The sequence below is a fragment of the Methanoplanus endosymbiosus genome, assembly GCF_024662215.1.
Classification (GTDB): Archaea; Halobacteriota; Methanomicrobia; order Methanomicrobiales; family Methanomicrobiaceae; genus Methanoplanus; species Methanoplanus endosymbiosus.
This window is the reverse complement of record NZ_CP096115.1, coordinates 210,381-229,391: the sequence shown is the minus strand read 5'-3', so window position 1 is coordinate 229,391 and position 19,011 is coordinate 210,381. Positions and strand designations below refer to the sequence as shown.

At 40.3% G+C, this 19,011-nt stretch carries 13 protein-coding genes and 1 pseudogene; 6 read left to right on the top strand and 8 right to left on the bottom strand.

Going from position 1 to position 19,011, the window contains the following annotated elements; translation table 11 throughout:
* Nucleotides 1-3,423, bottom strand: coding sequence for a methyl-accepting chemotaxis protein (locus L6E24_RS00720; protein ID WP_257742824.1), 3,423 nt, complete (start codon nucleotides 3,421-3,423; stop codon nucleotides 1-3).
* 221 nt (nucleotides 3,424-3,644) lie between these two features.
* Between L6E24_RS00720 and L6E24_RS00715 the strand changes: the two genes are divergently transcribed.
* Nucleotides 3,645-5,951: a PAS domain S-box protein gene (locus L6E24_RS00715; RefSeq protein ID WP_257742823.1), complete on the top strand. Its 2,307-nt coding sequence runs from the start codon at nucleotides 3,645-3,647 to the stop codon at nucleotides 5,949-5,951.
* Between the two features lie 13 nt (nucleotides 5,952-5,964).
* Here L6E24_RS00715 and L6E24_RS00710 read toward each other — a convergent pair.
* From L6E24_RS00710 to nifB, 3 genes and pseudogenes are all read right to left on the bottom strand, one after another.
* Nucleotides 5,965-6,364: pseudogene (locus L6E24_RS00710) on the bottom strand (DNA alkylation repair protein).
* Entirely contained in the window at nucleotides 6,361-6,666 is a 306-nt protein-coding gene (locus L6E24_RS00705; RefSeq protein ID WP_257742822.1) for a DNA alkylation repair protein, read from the bottom strand. The pseudogene L6E24_RS00710 and the gene L6E24_RS00705 overlap by 4 nt, the downstream one beginning before the upstream one ends.
* Nucleotides 6,667-6,774: 108 nt before the next feature.
* A complete protein-coding gene (nifB, locus tag L6E24_RS00700) occupies nucleotides 6,775-7,671 on the bottom strand; it encodes a nitrogenase cofactor biosynthesis protein NifB (protein ID WP_257742821.1) in 897 nt (298 codons plus the stop codon).
* Between the two features lie 167 nt (nucleotides 7,672-7,838).
* On the opposite strand from nifB, the gene L6E24_RS00695 reads away from it, so the two are divergent.
* Both L6E24_RS00695 and L6E24_RS00690 read left to right on the top strand, forming a co-directional pair.
* Nucleotides 7,839-8,384, top strand: a complete 546-nt coding sequence (locus L6E24_RS00695; protein WP_257742820.1) for a hypothetical protein — start codon at nucleotides 7,839-7,841, stop codon at nucleotides 8,382-8,384.
* 44 nt (nucleotides 8,385-8,428) lie between these two features.
* A complete protein-coding gene (locus L6E24_RS00690; RefSeq protein WP_257742819.1) occupies nucleotides 8,429-8,635 on the top strand; it encodes a FeoA family protein in 207 nt (68 codons plus the stop codon).
* A 3-nt stretch (nucleotides 8,636-8,638) separates the two neighbouring features.
* Here the strand turns inward: L6E24_RS00690 and L6E24_RS00685 are convergent, their stop codons facing one another.
* Together L6E24_RS00685 and L6E24_RS00680 are read right to left on the bottom strand one after the other, a co-directional pair.
* Nucleotides 8,639-10,069, bottom strand: coding sequence for an aldehyde dehydrogenase family protein (locus L6E24_RS00685; protein WP_257742818.1), 1,431 nt, complete (start codon nucleotides 10,067-10,069; stop codon nucleotides 8,639-8,641).
* A gap of 161 nt (nucleotides 10,070-10,230) precedes the next feature.
* Nucleotides 10,231-10,419, bottom strand: a complete 189-nt coding sequence (locus tag L6E24_RS00680; protein ID WP_257742817.1) for a hypothetical protein — start codon at nucleotides 10,417-10,419, stop codon at nucleotides 10,231-10,233.
* 193 nt (nucleotides 10,420-10,612) lie between these two features.
* Here L6E24_RS00680 and L6E24_RS00675 point away from each other — a divergent pair, with 193 nt between their 5' ends.
* A complete protein-coding gene (locus L6E24_RS00675; RefSeq protein ID WP_257742816.1) occupies nucleotides 10,613-14,434 on the top strand; it encodes a PAS domain S-box protein in 3,822 nt (1,273 codons plus the stop codon).
* 14 nt (nucleotides 14,435-14,448) lie between these two features.
* Here the strand turns inward: L6E24_RS00675 and L6E24_RS00670 are convergent, their stop codons facing one another.
* The gene (locus L6E24_RS00670; protein ID WP_257742815.1) at nucleotides 14,449-16,206 is read right to left on the bottom strand and encodes a PEGA domain-containing protein; all 1,758 of its coding nucleotides are present in this window, start codon (nucleotides 16,204-16,206) and stop codon (nucleotides 14,449-14,451) included.
* Nucleotides 16,207-16,496: 290 nt separating this feature from the next.
* Nucleotides 16,497-16,922, bottom strand: a complete 426-nt coding sequence (locus L6E24_RS00665) for a hypothetical protein (protein WP_257742814.1) — start codon at nucleotides 16,920-16,922, stop codon at nucleotides 16,497-16,499.
* Nucleotides 16,923-17,106: 184 nt separating this feature from the next.
* Here L6E24_RS00665 and L6E24_RS00660 point away from each other — a divergent pair, with 184 nt between their 5' ends.
* Complete coding sequence (locus L6E24_RS00660; RefSeq protein ID WP_257742813.1) at nucleotides 17,107-17,544, top strand: hypothetical protein; 438 nt, start codon at nucleotides 17,107-17,109, stop codon at nucleotides 17,542-17,544.
* Nucleotides 17,545-17,565: 21 nt separating this feature from the next.
* Complete coding sequence (locus L6E24_RS00655) at nucleotides 17,566-18,468, top strand: DnaJ domain-containing protein (protein WP_257742812.1); 903 nt, start codon at nucleotides 17,566-17,568, stop codon at nucleotides 18,466-18,468.
* The last annotated feature ends 543 nt before the right edge of the window (nucleotides 18,469-19,011 follow it).

Below are 19,011 nucleotides of genomic sequence, written 5' to 3'. Positions count from 1 at the left end.
TCAGACTCTGAATTTATTCATATTCTGCTTAAGGCCGCCGGAGAGATCACCCACTTCGTGAATGGCACTGCCGATCTCCTCAATGGAAGCACTGGCTTCCTCTGCCAGAGCTGCAAGCTCCTCTGCCTGACCCTGAACATCCTTTGTCATCTTCATTCCGTTTTCAGTTGCAATAACAACATCATTGGCAATACTTGCCTGATCTCCAATAGCCCTGTTGACATCATTAATGTCAAGTGTCACCTGACTTGCATTCTCAATAATCCTGTTAAGTGCTCCAATTGCAGTATTCACACTGGTAACTCCGTCAACAATTTCTTCATTTGCATTGTTGATTGCACTGGCAGTCTTCTCACTGCTTGCCTGAACCGCCGAAACAACCTTCTCGATATTTCCGGTTGCTTCACGTGCTTCAGCCGCAAGATTCTTGACTTCTCCGGCAACAACAGCAAATCCACGCCCATGTTCGCCCGCACGGGCGGCTTCAATTGCTGCATTCAGAGCCAGCAGATTAATCTGACTTGCTATATCGTTTATGAGTTTGACGACGTTATTAACCTCCTTGACCTGTTCGGTAAGGCTGTTTATCTCATCCACACTCTGTTTTGCAATCACTTCAACATTGCCCATCTTTGCATTTGCATCATCACCAGCACGCTGTGCCTCTTTACCGATTTCGACAACTTCATTTGCACGTTTCAGAACTTCCTGTGAAGTGCCTGCAATCTCCTCGTTGGATGCTGAAAGTTCACCAATCTGCTGGTTTATACCTTCAATTCTTCCAAGCAGTTCCTTGGTCATAGCTGCTGCATTCTGACTTGTGGTAGCAACTCCTTCAGCGGCTTTTGATACTTCATCAGTACCCTTACTGACCTCATTGGAACTTTGATCAACCTTATCAACAACAACTTTTACATCTGAAATTGTTCCGGCAACAACCTCACCGACATTGTTCAGACCCTCTTTGATGGCAATAATATCTCCAACGACCCTGAGTTTCTCATCAACACGGGTATCAAAGTGCCCGGCTTCAAACTCATCAGCAATACGCTGAATCTCAAGGACAATTGAACCAACGGCAATACCAACATTGTTAAGGGCATTCTTGAGTTTAAGGAAATCACCTTTGACAACAATATTCTCATTAACGCGGGTATCGAATACACATGCCTCATATGCACCGGCCATACGCAGTGTCTCCTGCACGGGCACATCAATTGCTTCCATGATAGCATTGGCTCCATTGATCACATTGGCATAAGCTCCTTCAAACTGTGAGGCATCGGCACGTTTATCCAAATTTCCGTCAGCTGCTGCCTTAATCAGAACATTAAGCTCTTTTTCAAAGGACTGAAGAACAAGTGCAATTCCATTGATATTTTTCTTGATATTCTCGTATTCACCCTTATAGGTCTTTGTCATCAGATCAATATTGCCGTGTGAAATCCTTTCAAGTGCATCAAAGCCTTCATTGAGCGGGGTTAAGATATTATCCAGAACCTGATTTGCTCCGTCAATGACTTCAGCATATGCACCCTCAAATCTTGATGAATCGAGGCGCTTGTCAATTTCACCATCATTGGCGTACTGAACTACTTTATTGAACTCAGCCTTAAACTCCTGAAGAACCAGAGCTATGCCATTGATATTTTTCTTGATATTCTCATATTCACCTTTATAGGTCTTTGTCATCAGATCAATATTGCCGTGTGAAATCCTTTCAAGTGCATCAAAGCCTTCATTGAGTGGGGTTAAGATGTTATCCAGAACCTGATTTGCTCCGTCAATGACTTCAGCATATGCACCCTCAAATCTCGATGAATCGAGGCGTTTGTTAATGTCACCATCATTGGCGTACTGAACTACTTTATTGAATTCAGCCTTAAACTCCTGAAGAACAGATGCTATAGCATTGATATTATTCTTGATGTCCTCATAATCACCATTATACACCTTTGTCATCAGCTCAATGTTACCGTGCGATATACGATCCAGAGCATCAAAACCTTCATTGAGTGGAGTTAAGATATTGTCCAGAACCTGGTTTGCACCGGTAATAATATTACTGTATATTCCATTGAATTCCGAGGCATTTGCACGCATTGCAGTTTTACCTTCAGCGGCAAAGTTTACAAGTCTGCCAAATTCTATATCAAATGCCTTCATGACCTCAATCATACCAATAAAGGCAGGGACAAGCTTATCATTCTGTGACAGTTTACCTGCACCATTACCAAGCGATTTTAACTGACTGAGATCTCTGAGATCACCGGCTGCAATATTTCCGGCAACCCTCTGGGCAAGATTAATGGTATCATAAACTTCATTGACAGCCCCTGCAACCTCGGCAAAAGTGCCTTTATAGTGCCCTTCAACCTTTCTGGTGTAGTCATTGACAGCAAAATTCTTTGTAATTTCAGTTATCTCCTTAACAGGAGTCTCAATGGCTGCAAGGGTGTCATTCACACCGACAACAATCTTTCTGAAGTCGCCTCTGTGGCGTGTGGCATCCGCACGTATGTCAACCCGGCCCTCAATCGCACCTTCTGCGAGCATGCCGGCATCCTTAACAAGCAGGTTTACAGCATCAATACACTGGTTGAGATTATCCTTAATCTTATTGAAATCACCATTCAGCTGTACAGTAATCTTTTCAGGAATATCACCCTTACTGATACGGTCCAGATTTTCGGCTGCAAGGTTCAGTGGGTCAACAACTGCATCAAGCGTATTGTTAACGCCCAGAACAATCTTTCTGAACTCACCGTTATGCTTTGATTCATCAGCCCTTGTATCAAGCCTGCCTTCAACTCCGGCTTTTCCAAGCATGACAGAATCTTCAACAAGAAGCTGTACTGCATCACGTGCCTTGCCGATTGACTGATTTATAAGTACAAACTGATCCCTCACTTCACGAGTGTGCTCATCTGCTTCTGCAACATCCAGTTTAAAGTCAAGATTTCCGTCTGCAAGGAGTTCAAGATTTTCCGCAGCCTTAGATACTTCATTGTTCAGGTAATTAGTGACACGAACCATATCAGAAACATCCTGAACAATTTCCATCATGCCGATATCCTGCCCGCTTTCATTGCGGACATATGCCATATTGCATTTGAAATTCTGCCCGGTCTGGTCAAAGAAGGCATCATTTTTGCCCCGACGGAGCTGTTTAAAAGCACAGTTTTCAGTATTGCAGATGGCAGTACCCCAGCTGCTGCAATGTGTTCCCTTTGCTCTTTCAGGATCAACATTTGCCATCCTTGCAGTTGCCGGATTCATATAAATCCAGTTCATATCCATATCTGTTACAGAGATTGGAAACGGCACAGCATCCAGAATTGATTTATACAATGACAAATTATTCTTCAGTTCGTTATTCTCTCTTTCTGTCTTTTCCAGTTTTAATTTAAGATTTTCTTCCATTAACAAACCTCCCAAATCCTTCTCTTTTTAAGATGAAATTCAGACAAACACCTAAATTGGATCAATCATGTGGATACACCAATACCTGCCAGATATAATCCAATACTTGGTAATGCAATATTGGAAAGCATATCAAATATATACTACTGATGCACAAACTATATGCCGGGCACAACAGATAAGATAATTCTGCAAATTCGGGTTTAAAGGAGAATCTAAAAATGGGGATAGAATTCAAGGATTTACAACAGATAAAAGAGATAATTGATAATTGTGAAGACGGCATCTGCATAAATGAGATATCAAACCGGATCAACCTGCACAGAAATACAGTATCAAAATATCTCAGCATACTCCATCTCAAAGGAAATGTTGATATTAAAAAATCAGGAAGTTCAAAAAAATATTATCCGTCAAAAAGAATTTCTGAAACAACGGTTAAAAATTTTTTCTGCAATCCATATATAATTGTAAACTCAAATTTAAAAATCCGGTACGCAAACGAGGCATTCTATAAAATTTCCGGATTTAATCAAAAACAGATCATAGATTATGACCTGGATTCAATACAGATGCCTCTGTTTAATGATCCACATTTAAAAATTCAATATAAAAAAACAATCAACGGGGAAATGTCAACAAAACATATTGGCGCCACAATAAATGGCAGAGAATATTATCTGTTCATAAGATTAATTCCGACTATTTTTGAGGAACGGGCAAAGGGATTTACCATTGTACTTATTGATAATACCAAATTCAAAGATAATATATCATCACCCGAAACCGGAGACTGCCAATATAGAAATATACTTGAAAATCAGATGGAGTATGTCTGCCGTTTACTTCCGGATATGACAATAACATTCACAAACAAAGCATTTTGTAGGTACATTCATAAAAAAGAGGATGAAGTAGCAGGACTGAAATTCAACCCGGTAATTGTGGATGGAGATACAGTTCTGGAAGAGATATTTGATGAAATATCACTGGAAAAACCAGTAAAAAAAATAACACTAAAATCCTTAAACTACGAAGGCACAGTCAGGCACATAGAGTGGAACATAAAAGGAATTTTTGACATCAATAACATATTAATGGAATATCAGGCAACAGGCAGGGACATTAGTGAACTAAAGAATGCTGAAGAGAAGCTTGAAGTATATAAAAATAACCTTGAAGAACTCATTAAAAAAAGAACAAAAGAACTTCAGACAGTTAATAAAAAACTTTTCAGAGAGATACTGAAACAGAGAGATACTGAAGAGCATCTCAATGAATTAATTAAAGAGATCAGAACAGTAAAATATGAACTGAGTGAAAATGAAACAAAATTAAATTTCATTATGAATGCTGCTGATCTGGGAACGTGCGATATCAATTATAAGAAAGAAACCATCTTTCTGAATAAAAACGCCCTTGAAATTATTGGCTATTCATCAAAAGATTTCTCCAAAAGCCTAAAAAACTGGGACCATATGATCCACCCTGAGGATTACAGTTATTTAATGAAGAAGAGAAAGTGCTTCATTGAAGGGGATATTGCTCATATCATATGTGAATTCCGGATACTGTGCAGTAACGGAAACTGGAGATGGATCTCATATACCAATACCACAACAATAAGGGACAATATGGCAACACTTGTAAGTGCTACAGGAATATTGCAGGACATTGACAGAAGAAAAAAGATCGAGAAAAATATTGAAATGCAGAAGGATATCGCCCTCAGATTATCAGAGTCCTCCGGAAAATCTGAAGCCACGTCATATTGCCTGGATTCACTATTGTCAATTCTTGATATGGAATTCGGCTTATATTATGAAATGAATCCAAAATCAGGAGATTTAAAGCTTGTTGAATCCAGAAACACTGATGAAATAACAAATCCATTCTGCTCACAGTATAATAAGGATTCCAGTTTTGGTGCACTGGCAGATTCAGGTACAACCATAATATCCGGACACAAAGATCCCGAAGGTATAACTTTCCGGCATGAAATACTGGAGGAGATCAAATCCGCAATAATGATTCCGATAAAGAATAAAAGGTCAAATTATGGCTGCTACCTGATATATTCATACAAAATAACAGATATACCGGACTATTCTAAAACTGCGATAGAGTCAGTCATTACAAATCTGATCAATACCATAAAGAAAATTGAAGCACAAAACCACCTGAAAAAGTCAAACAAATATCACAGAGGACTGATTGAGATCTGCCCGGATGCCCTTGTACTGATCAGCCCGGCAGGTAAGATCAATGATGTCAATTCAGCCTGTGAAGAGATTACCGGATATAACCGCGAAGAACTGATAGGGAATGACTTCTCAGATTATTTCAGCGATCCGGAGAGAGCCAGTCACGGATATAAAACAGCTTATAAAAACGGATCACTTATTGATTACAGACTTGAGATTAAACACAAAAACGGCAGTCTCATAAAAGTATCCTACAATGTATCGGTGTACCGGAATGATGACAGAACTATCACAGGAATTTTTGCGGTTGCAAGAAAAATATAAATGATAGTTTATTTCACCAGTCTTTCTCCATCGCTTCGGCCCTCATTTCCTTTGGCATCCTTTCTATGGCATACCGAAGCGATACCCTCGGCAGAATCCTCTTATTTTTCATGATATAATCAAAGACATCCTTCTGCCCTGTAATTGCCAGATCCTTCAAAAGCCAGCCGTATCCTTTCATACTCATCCTCAAGTAAAATATCAGCAATTTCAAAGATATCATCCGGAAATTCACCACGCTTTGCCGGAATAATAAGCGATACAGCCGCAGCCCTTCTCATCCAGTGGTTTTCAGACTGTGCCCAGTTTTTAAGATGAGAAACTTCATCCGGAAAGAGCACCAGAAAATCCCCAGCTGTATGATTGCAGAATGTATCGCATTTCGCCCAGTTGTCAACATAACTCTCTATCACCTTTCAAAGATCTTTATATCTCCTCTCTCAAAATTTCCTGATGTCAGGGGCAGCCAGTCACAGGCTACAAAGAAATCTTCTGTATATCCGGATTTAAAAAGCTCCTCACAGATCTCATAAATTTCCGGTTTATCAAGTCCCTTAACGGTCTTAAAATATTTCTTTGAGATCTTATGCACAACGGAGGTTTTAACACCGTAAAACTTTGCCCCTTCTTTAAAAAATTTCTGATGCCCTTCTGCAACCGATGGATCGGTATTACTCAGGAGTTCAAAGCGTAATGAATCTATGACACGGTCCATAGAATATAATGAATAAAAAAGTTAATCTAAATTCCGGTTGAAAAGAATGAGTTATAAATTATTACCCGGAAATATTTCAGAAACATTTCCGGATTTAAAATTCATAAGTTATTTCCGCTCAAAAAGACAATCCTGAACATCTTCTCCCAAAAGTCCGATTGCATCAGACCTGCATCTTTTGCAGTGCCTCATCTGGCGGACATATGGAAGGCATGCGTCCTGCATCTCTTTTTTGTCTTTCCCGGTCGGAGGAATGATATCCTTAAACTTGTACTGCGGAATTACGGGTATCAGATTGAATGTATATACACCCATCTCACCTACAGTCTTTGCAATATCAACGATATGATGATCGTTTATACCTGGAATATAGACCGTATTGATCTTGACAAGCATTTTGTTTGCAACGGCCATCTCAATTCCCTTGAGTTGCTGTGAGAGAAGTTTTTCAGCAGCCTCTCTGCCGTGAAGTTTTTTACCATCCCACTCAACAAAGGAGTAGATCTTCTCGCCGATCTCAGGATCAACCGCATTTAACGTGACAGTAACATTGCCAACATCATACTCTATAAGCTTGTCAATGGACTCCGGAAGCATAAGCCCGTTTGAGCTTAGGCATTTAATAGGCGTTGGAAACTCCTCTTTTAAGAGCTTAAGGGTCTCAAATGTCTCTTTATTTGCAAGGGGTTCTCCCGGCCCTGCAATGCCAATTACTTTTATGTACGGGAATTTGTCCATAACAACCCTTACAAGGTCAAGTGCCTCCTTTGGATTTAAGACTTTACTGCACACGCCTGGACGGCTCTCATTCACACAGTCGTATTTGCGAACACAGTAATTGCACTGAATATTGCAGTCAGGTGCAACAGCCAGGTGCATCCTGCCGAATTTATGGCAGGCTTCCTTGCTGTAACAGGGGTGTTCCTTTATTTTCCTCAGCTGCTCAGGATCATAAGGGACTTCTTCCCCGTCCACCATCGCAGTGAGATAACCATCGTCAGACATTTAATTACCAATTAAAGAATTGTCCTGCTTATTAAAAAAATATACTGAAAATATCATGGAATTTCCGGAAATATTTTGGGTTAGCTTGATATTGTCCAAAAAACAGAATTCTCCTTTTCAAAAAATAATGCCAATTGTTATATCCATGTATGCCAATCTAGAGAGTTATGAGAAAACTTACAGCAATACTACTTTTAATAGTTGCATGCGCAGTTGCAGTCTCAGGGTGCACATCCAACAGTGAACCAATAGCTGACACACAACCGGTAATAACAGCCCCGCCGACAGAAGTTCAGACACCAGTACCAACAGAGGAAGTACCCGCGGTGACCGAACCAATTGTTGTTAAAGATGATGAGCTTAACTCAGTCAAAGTAACACTTGATGCCGGAGAAAAACCTGACAACAACCTGGCATTAGCAGTAAACTATGACTACTCAAATCCATTCGGCGCAACCGGTGAAGGCATGAATATCCTTGCCACATTCTTCGCATACAATTATGAAGATGTGCCTGCCGGATTTAACCCTAAAACGAAGGCAGAAGTCGAAGCAGCAGGCATTCCATTCAGAACCGTAGGTGAGACACTGTATCCAAACAATATAAAGAAGACCGGAACAGAACTGCCGGCAGAATCAACACAGGGCAGCCTTAACCTTGCAAAACCGTACAACTACGGTGTGATTATAACAAAAGGGGATACGAGAAACTAACAATGAGGCAGGTGATAAACCTGAACAATTATTTGATCCATGAAATGAAAAGAGGAGAGAAGGGCAGAGTAACTAAAGTAAATAAATACAGAGAGGAGCTTGGCAGCATGGGAATTTTCCCCGGCTCACATTTTAAGGTGCTGACAGAAGAACCAAAATCCGGACCAGTCAAACTCCTTGTGGGTAAAGGGCAGAGCAAAATCCTGATAAAAAAAGAGATTGCAGAGAATGTCCTTGCAGTGAAGGATTAATAATCATCTCTGTTTTCGGGCAAAAACTATCAGTTTTTCTTCTGTCATCTCACGTATTGCATAGTAAGGCCCCTCTTTTCCAAGCCCTGAACTTTTTATCCCTCCGTAAGGCATTGCATCTGTTCTGAAAGTGGGAATGTCATTGATGATTACTCCGCCGTATTTCAGATGGCCGGCAGCATAGGAGGCATTTTTTATACTGTCAGTGAATATACCTGCCTGAAGACCGTACTTCGTATCATTTGCCCGTTGAACAGCCTCTTTAAAGGAATCATATGAATTTACTGTCACAACCGGAGCAAAGATCTCTTCACATTCTATCTCCATTGAGTGGCATGTATCTGCAAGTATGGTCGGAGTGATTATCCGGCCTTCATATCCCCCGCCATAATACTGAACAGCACCATCCTCAATTGACTGAAGCATTATGTCCACTGCTCTTTCACATGCTTCATCAGAGATCACCGGCCCTGTAAAGGTCTCTTCATTCATCGGATCTCCGGTTTTGACCCTCTCAAAGTTATCCCTCAGTTTCTCCAGAAATTCTTCATATATGGAATTATGGACAAGCACCCTCTGAACAGAGATGCAGACCTGTCCGGCATTGAGGCATGCGCCAAAGGCAATTCTCTCTGCCGCATAATCAGAATCTGCATCACTGTGAACAATTACAGGAGCGTTTCCACCAAGTTCAAGGCCGATACGCTTCTTCCCGCAGACTGATTTTAAATGCCAGCCGACATCAGGACTGCCGGTAAAACTGAGATATGCAATTCTCTCATCCTTTGCCATAGATTCAGCAACGGAATTACAGCAGGGCAGGACATTTACTGCTCTTTTTGGGTACCCGGCCTTTATGATCAGTTCTCCTAAGAGAAGGGCTGAGAGTGGTGTCTTTGAAGCAGGTTTCAGAATAAACGGATTTCCGGCAGCGATTGCCGGGCCGATCTTATGGCAGGCAAGATTAAGCGGATAATTGAAAGGTGTTATTGCAAGTACTGTTCCGATGGAAAAACGCTTTATTATCCCCTCACACCCCTCTCCGGCAGGCGTTCTGTCAAGTGGAATCAGTTCCCCGTTTATCCTCACCGCCTCTTCGGCTGAGATTATTAACGTATCAACAGAGCGTGCCACCTCGGCCCTCGCAAGTGTTATCGTCTTGCCGCTCTCTTTCACCAGTATTTCTGCAAACTTTTCGCCATTATCCCCGACAAGTCCGGCAAGCCTCTCAAGAATCTCCTTTCTTCTGTGTGCCGGAAGATGTGCTGTCTCCTTAAAGGACTCAGCTGCCAGGATTATTGCTTCTTCTGCCTCTGCACAGCCGGCAAGATAAACTTTTGAGAATGATTCACCAGTATATGGATATATTATATCAATGATCTCCCCGCTCTCCTTCAACTCCCCGCCGATTATCATTTTGTATATCTCTCCCATACTGAGATGTTACTATTGCGGTTTTAAAATAAGTAATTGATCATGACGAAGATCTCTGGTAAAAAAAAGGTTTTTCCTCTGAACTGAAGGGAGATATACTGAAAAATCTCCGGAATACTGTACAAACTGAGAATAATACGGTTTACAGGCTGAGATTTAGGTTAATTCCCGGTATTAAGTCTTCCAAATATAAAACTGACTGCATAATATGCAGTGACAATCCCAAGAGCTGATGATATTATCGAAAGAACAGAATTTCCTGAATACTGATAAGCCCACGTACCGGCGAGATAACCAAAACATACCGCGGCAAAGAGTTTGGCAATTTCAATCCGGTCAGTTTTAAACATGGTAATATATTTCCGGATAACCTCTAAAAACCTTTGTGAATTTTGTAATATATATATTCTATATGCGTCATCTGTAAATTGATTTTAATTAACTAAGTTATCTTCGGCATCATTGAATTTAGGCTTAGATCAAATCATATAGTACTGATTTAATTATAAGAATTTACTAAATATTAATGATTATATGTTGCGCATGTCAAACCAAACCAACAATATCAATATAACTGATCTTATTCCGGCAGAAGAACTCCAGAAGATACAGAATAAATTTTCAGAACTTAACAATGTTGCATCAGTGATTATGGACCCCGAAGGAAGAATGATTACAGAACCCGTAAATTTTTGCAGGGTCTGTCAGATCATCAGAGATACTGAAATAGGGAGTCGTAACTGTGCAGAAGCTAACCATTGCCTTAGTGAAAATACGCTTAAATCTCTCAGGCCAACAGTGGAGAAGTGTCATAGATGTGGATTTATTGACGGAGCAGTTCCGATAGTTGTCAATGGCCGTTATATTGCAACTTGGGCTGTAGGGCAGACAAAGATAGAAGAACTGCCCGAAGAGGATATTAAAAAATATGCAGAGAAGATAGGTGCGGACCCTGATCTGTTATGGGACGAATACAAAAAAATACCCCTTAATGATGAGAAAACTTTTAAGAAAATAATTGAATTTCTGGCTATTTTTTCCGAAAAACTCTCAGAACTTGCATATGCCAGTCTGCTTGCAGATGAAGAGAACAAAAAACGTCTTGAAGCTGAGGGAGAGCTTAATTCAAGAGTGCATGAACTGGATGCAATAAACAGAAAATCAGCGGTTATGATCGAGGAAAACCCTGTGGCAATGCTGCTTACAGACAGCTCATATGCAATAACCGATCATAACCGGGCCTTTCTTGAGATGAGCGGATACTCACCGGAAGAACTGAAAAATATGAACCTTCTGGATATTCCACATAAAGTAATTGATAATTTCTCCCTTAAAGACCTTTTAGAAGATAAAAAAAAGAGGCGTGGAAATGTTGAACTGAATCTGCCAAAGTATTCCGGTGTTTTTGATTCATATGCACTACCACTCACAGACAGTGGAGGAAGAATTACAAACGTCCTCCTGGTATTTGTTGACATAACCGAAACATACAGAAGGGAAAAAGAGATTTTAAAACTCCAGAACCAGACCAATGCGATGATCGAGGAGAATCCACTCTCTGTGACAATCATCAGTCCGGAACTTAAGTTTTTAAGTGCCAATCCTGCTTTCTATGACCTTTCAGGATTTACTGAAGAAAAACTCACCAGTATGCACTGTCTTGATCTTGACATCACAAAGTTTGAGGGTGAGGGAGCAAAGCATGTAATTCACACGAAAAAGAGAGGAGAAGGATTTGTTGAGTGGAACCTGCCATCAGGGACAAAATATATTACCATCTACACGATTCCCTTCTTTGATGAAAATCACGATATAACCCATATGATGGGTGTCTATATTGATGAAACAGATAAATACCGCAAAGAGCTTGAAATCACTGAACTCCAGAACAAGACAAACACCATAATTGAGGAGAATCCCGCTGCAATTCTCTTAATGGACAAAAATTTCCGGACAGCATCCACCAACAGATCATGGCTTGAAATTACAGGATATTCAAGAGATAGAGTTCTTGGGATGAAGCTTTCTGAATATGACATATATGACAGAACAGGCAGCGGAGCATATGAGGCACTTGAAAGGAAGATGCAGGTTGATGGCTCACTATCGCTGAAATGTCCTGCCGGAAATAAAAGGCTTGAATATTATTATATCCCTCTCAAAGACGAAAACGGTGATGTTACTGATATACTTGCAGTATATTTTGATGTAACCGATGTAGCAGAGAAGATGAACCAGATAGAGACGATGATTGACCAGAACCCGCTTTCTGTTACAATAATCAGCCCGGAACTGCGTTTCACAAGTGCCAATCCTGCTTTTTATGCCCTTTCCGGATATACAACAGAAGAAGTTATCGGCAAACATATGCTTGACCTCGATATTACAAAATTTGAAGGTGAGGGGGCAAAGCATGTCATTCACACAAAGAAAAGGGGCGAAGCATTTGTTGAATGGAATCTGCCGGCAGGAACAAAATATGTCAGACTGTACACTATTCCTTTCTTTGACGAGCAGCATGAGATAACCCACATGATGGGTGTCTATATTGATGAAACTGAAAAATACCATAAAGAGCAGGAAATTACCGAACTCCAGAATAAAACAAATGCAATGATCGAAGAGAATCCTGCCGCAATTCTTCTTCTGAATAAAAATTTCCGGATAACATCAACAAACAAATCATGGCTTAACATTACAGGATTTACAAGAGATCAGATTCTCAGAATGAGGCTTTCTGACTATGACATCTCCGGAAGATCGGGTAAAAGTGCATCTGAAGCATTTTCAGGAAAAATACAGGTTGATGGTTCACTGTCACTAAAATGCCCTGCCGGAATTAAAAGGCTTGATTATTATTATATCCCGCTTAAAAATGAGAAGAGTGAGGTTACTGATATACTTGCAGTATATTTTGATGTAACCGATATGGCAGAGAAGATGAACCAGATAGAGACAATGATTGACCAGAATCCACTCTCTGTTACAATAATCAGCCCGGAACTACGTTTCACAAGTGCAAACCCTGCTTTTTATGCCCTTTCCGGATATACAACAGAAGAAGTTATCGGCAAACATATGCTTGACCTTGATATTACAAAATTTGAAGGTGAAGGGGCAAAGCACGTCATTCACACAAAGAAAAGGGGCGAAGCATTTGTTGAATGGAATCTGCCGGCAGGAACAAAACATGTCAGACTGTACACCATTCCTTTCTTTGATGAGAGGCATGAGATTACCCATATGATGGGAGTCTATGTCGATGAGACCGAAAAATACAATGCCAATAAGGCATTTATCCGGAGTGCAGGTGAGATCGAGAACAGTCTTGAGGCTCTTGCAGCAGGAGATCTCTCAAAGCCGGCCCAGAGATACGAAGGTGATCCTCTGGATAAAATTAAGGCTGATTACAATCAGGCGGTTGAAACCCTCAGTTCAATGTTAAAGGAGGTTATTGAGTCCACGGGCGGACTTGAAAGAATGATTCAGGATGTTGGCAACGGAGCAGACAACATCGCAATGCTTTCACAGAATGTCACAGAGAGTGCAGAAAATACCGGTGATGGAGTAAAAAAACAGATTTTGCAGCTTGAGAGTGTTCTGCACGATATAGATAACTTATCAACCTCAACAAATGATATTGCGGATCGTTCAAACGATGTATCGGATCTCACCGCCGGGGTCTCTGATGCAGGGGCTTCAGCTCTTAATCTTGGCAATGAAGCCACAGGCAAGATGAAGGCTGTGGAAGAGAACTCCGAACTTGCCATGAATGAGATCGGCAATCTGAATAAAGAGATACAGGAGATCTCAAATGTTGTAAGGATAATTACTGACATTGCAAACCAGACTAACCTGCTGGCACTTAATGCTGCAATTGAAGCTGCAAGGGCCGGAGAAGCCGGAAGGGGCTTTGCTGTTGTGGCAGCAGAGGTAAAAAATCTTGCAGGTGAATCAAAGGAGGCAGCGGGAGATATTGTCAAGATGATTGAGGGGATCACATCCGGAAGTAAGAGGACTTCGGAGTCTATGAAAAAGGTATATGATGAGATTATCTCAGGAATAATAAGTGTGAATCAGACGATTGATGCCCTTAATCATATGGTGGATGACGTTAACTCCGTAACCTCAAGTATGGATGAGATCTCCGGTGCAACTGCTGCACAGGCCTCTGCAACAGACAACGTGACAAAGAGTATTGATATTATCAGCACAATGATCATGGATGCTGACAGCAATATGGACAATCTTATTAAAATTGCCGGGGACAGCAGCGCTTCAGGTGAACAGATTGCCGGAAATTCCGAAGAAATGCGCAATATGATTCAAAAACTTAAAGAAAGGGTGGATGAATTTAAAATTTAAATTATTTTTTTATCTCACTCATTCTTCCGGAGATACCATCCGACAAGGCCGATTCCGGTAAGAATGGTAATTATCCCAAATCCGGGTGATGCCTGCTGTCCACCTCCGGACTGTCCGCCCTGCACAGGACTTAAGGAAACTGAAACTGATGATGTTTTGTCCTGTTCAACTTCGGTTGTACCCTCAGACTTACTGTAACCGTCAAGCATAAGGGTAATTTTATGGTTTCCGGTTGGGACATTGTTCAGAGTTAAGGGTGTTATGCCCTTGTAATTGTCGTCAAGATAGACATTTGCACCTGATGGTGTGGATGTCACTTCAACTGAACCTGTTACCGGCGCAGTAATCTGTGTCAGCACCTTTTCCACAGTTGAAGTTGTTCCGCCGTTGAAATACTGGGCTATCTCATAATCCCTGTATCCGGTTTTTTCTATTGAAATTTTATGGTTCCCAGGTGTTGTTGCAAGCGTCAGCGCTCCGGGCACTCCGGCATCATTGGTATAACCAACAAATGAACCGTCCAGGTACACCTCAGCTTCACCAGGGTGAGAGATCACTTTTATATGAACGATGTTTGGGTTTTCAATGCGCTGAAGAACTGCATGAACGGTTGTAACACCATTTGCATAAACATATTTTGTTATTGTCTGGTCAGTATAACCATTTGCTGTAAACCTTATCTGGTGGTTACCTACAGCAATATTCCTAAGTGTCACTGCCGTTCTTCCAACCCCGCTGCCGTCAAGATAGACATAGGCATTGTCCGGTTCGGAAGTTACCACAAGAGTACCGTAATTGTCAGGCTTTTGCAGTGTTACAGACCTTGTGATTGTCTGTCCGGCAGTGATAATTACATTTTCAGAGTGATCTTCATATCCTGATTTCGTAATCTTCAGCCCATGTGTGCCCGGGCTGAGTGAAAATGTAAGGGGAGTTGTTCCCTTGTAGGTTTTATCAATGTAAACCGACGCACCTGAAGGTGATGTGCTCACAGTAATCTGTCCTTCTGTCGGCCCTGAAGACTGAAGGGTTGCATAGACGTTTACAGTCTCTCCTGCTTTTGGAGGTGCCGGAAGGCTGTTTTTATATGTATTATAACCAGATTTTGAGATTGTGAACTGCTTATAGCTGTCAGTTCCGACTGTCACAGGAACACTTAAGGAGCCTCCCTGTATTTTCCCGACATATTTATTGTCGAAGATGACTTCCGCAGATTCAACATTGCAGCTCACCTTATACCATCCAACTCCGGGCGCAGGTGTTGCTGTTGGTGCTGGTGTTGGGGTTGCTGTAGCTGTTACAGTAGCGGTAGGGGTTGGCGTAGGTGTTGGGGTTGCTGTAGCCGTTACTGTAGCAGTAGGGGTTGGCGTAGGTGTTGGGGTTGCTGTAGCTGTTACAGTAGCGGTAGGGGTTGGCGTAGGTGTTGGGGTTGCTGTAGCTGTTACAGTAGCGGTAGGAGTTGGCGTGGGTGTCGGGGTTGCTGTTGCGGTAGGAGTTGGCGTAGGTGTTGGAATTACCTCAAGAGTCAGGGAAACTGCCTTATCTTCACCATTTCCAAGCGTGACTGTTTTGGATGCACTGTTATAGCCATCCATTGAGGCTGAAATCGTGTGCGAAACTCCGGATGAGAGTGCTGATTCAGTTACAGGAGAACTTCCTTTATTAATGCCATCAATTGAAACAGTTGCACCTGACGGTACGGTTGTGACAGTGACCGAACCTGTCTGTTCGGAAGTCGCATTGTCTGCCGCGGCTGCCGGACATAAGAGCAATCCTGGAAAAACCAGGATTATCATAAAACACGATATTATTTTAATCATAGATACCAGACCAGAATAGATATTTAACACTAAATTATCTTTCAAAACTATTTAACACTGCTGAAAAAGAAAAATTGAGGTGGAGGTTTATGATGAAATTATGAAATATTATTTCATAAATCCAGGCCTATTTGTTAAAAAATTCTCTGATTGAGGTATTTCAGATTGAATAATTCCGATAGACCGTAATTAATAGTAATAATTAATATTATTTAATACCTCTCATCAGGACAATAATTAATTCAGTAATGACCAAAGTTTTCTCTGCAAATTCTGGTTTTAATTGAAAAAACAGCAATTACAGCAGCAATTCCAAGCACAATTAAAGAGATCCATATATTTTCCGGAAAGTACCATGATGCAGAAAATGTCATTGCCATGGTGGCCAGTCCTTTAATTCCACCGATCCATACCATAGTCAACAGCAGAATAGTCCAGAGGCAGATAATTAAAAATGAAATTACCATATAATAACCATCTCCCGGCACAATATCAAAATTGATAAAAAATGAATAAATCATATTAAACAACGGTGAATTTACATGAAACATAGCAGCAAGCCAGATTCCACTGATAAATCCAGTTACAACTATATATTCACGTCCCATTATACGATGTAAATTGTTTCCCATCCATATCCCCAAAAATAAATAATCATAATACCTCATAAATATAACGCCTATCGTAGCTGCATATAGTATTGTAGGGTCAACTTACAGATAAACAGACAAGTACATAATATTCAATAAAATAATATCGGATTTTATTATTTTTGGATGTATGTAATATACAATATTATTAACTTAAGACACCAAAAGAAATGTTAAAATATTACAATATTATAATTGGATTATGAAATTTGATTGGGGATTGATCTTTATTTTAGTAGTATCGACGTTAATATGCGGCTGTCTTTCTGACAAATTAAACTTCTCCAATGATATGGAAGAACCAATAGATGAAGTCATAACACTTGATGAGGAGTATATTCAATCCTATTCCCTCACAGGAATCAAGGGGGCTGTCTTTGATATACAGATCGTAACAGATGGCGCACCTGTTGATCTGTGGATTTTTGACGATGAAAATTATATAAATTATGACAAATCATTTGAGGATGGCCTGAATTACAAATGGAAAGGTATATCGCACAAAATCATAAACAATAAAAAAATTTCATACAAACTTCCTGATACAGGAACATATTATTTGGTCATTGAAAATGCTTATTTTACAGAGGAAGGAGCGAATGCAGGGAGAAAAGTTAACTTGAGAGTGATAATAAACTAAAATTGCTGTGGTGTTATGCAGATGTCAGATTATTATACAACACTTGGAGTCTCTGTCAATGCAACGGATGAAGAGATCAAAACAGCTTTCAGAAAACTCGTTAAAATTTATCACCCGGATGTATCAAAAGCTCCCGGTTCTCATGAAAAATATATTGAAATTCAGGAGGCCTATGAAACACTCTCATGCCCGGATAAAAGAAGAGATTATGACAATAAACTGAAAAACGATAAAAATAATTCAGATAATGCCAGTAACAGGGATAAGAGAGCAGAATATAACCAGTCACACAATAACCAGCAGAGATCAGGATATGACTCCACCCGGACACATAAATCATCATATCATAAATCAGAAAACCATCAGCCATATATTAATGAAAAAGGAACAATTGATACCGCAATTGGATTTATCACCAACCCCTTAGAATCTTTCAAAAACCAAAAATATAACCATGACAGTGGATTTGGTTATTATCTTATGATGGTCATTTTATACTCTGCGGCCCTGATAGTAATCAATTTCTTCTTCATTGATATGGATTTTAGTTATTTCCTCTCCTACTACTCAAAAAGATTTTTAGGATTTTTCATAGGCGGATGTATAATTGCTTCCTGGCTGCATATATGGGTGAAGATATTCGGAGGCAAAAAAAACCTTAAAGAATCATTTAAGGTATTCTTCTATTCATGTACTCCTTTTCTTCTTGCAGGATGGACAATTCCGATATTTAACCACAGCATCGCAGTTCTGTTACTGATAATCCTTGCATTCTGGATACTTATATTATTTACTATAGGACTTAGGGAATACCACGAAATATCAACCATAAATGCAATATCTGCAGTATTTATTCCAATATTGGTAATAGTCCTGCCAATAGTCAGGCATTTTGATCTGCTCTATTCTCTGGGCATATACTAATCTGATTTTATAGGCATCTCACTAAATCCTGTGGGTAGTTATAATAAATTCCATAAAATCACTTATATTTTCAGCAGATTTGTGACGTATTTTTCAGTCAAATTCCAGATTTACGAGATATTTAACTTAATTTCTGATTCAATCCATCAAATGTTACCCACATAAAACAGCGAGGAGCCAGTGCGACATGTAAGCTATATTAGAGATTGCTAAACGCTATGCCATCCTTTCGGGATAATTCTACCATGACATGCATTCTTGGCAACGGGATTGTGTGAAGCTCATGGAACAATGTGATAAACTTCGGGAGCCTTACCTGGATAAATTGCTAGAATAAGGATGCTATGGAGAAGTGAAAACTGAATCATCATAAAGATCGTTACGCTGAACAAGTGAAAAGAAGGCTGATACGCTTGAGCCAATATGGCACGGAATTAGGTTTTCATGGCTTGGCTCACATGGAAACGAAAGGACAGAGAATTCCCGGTCTATAGATGGCTCCTAAGGCATCCATAATTATCTTTAATATGGAACATGGTAAAC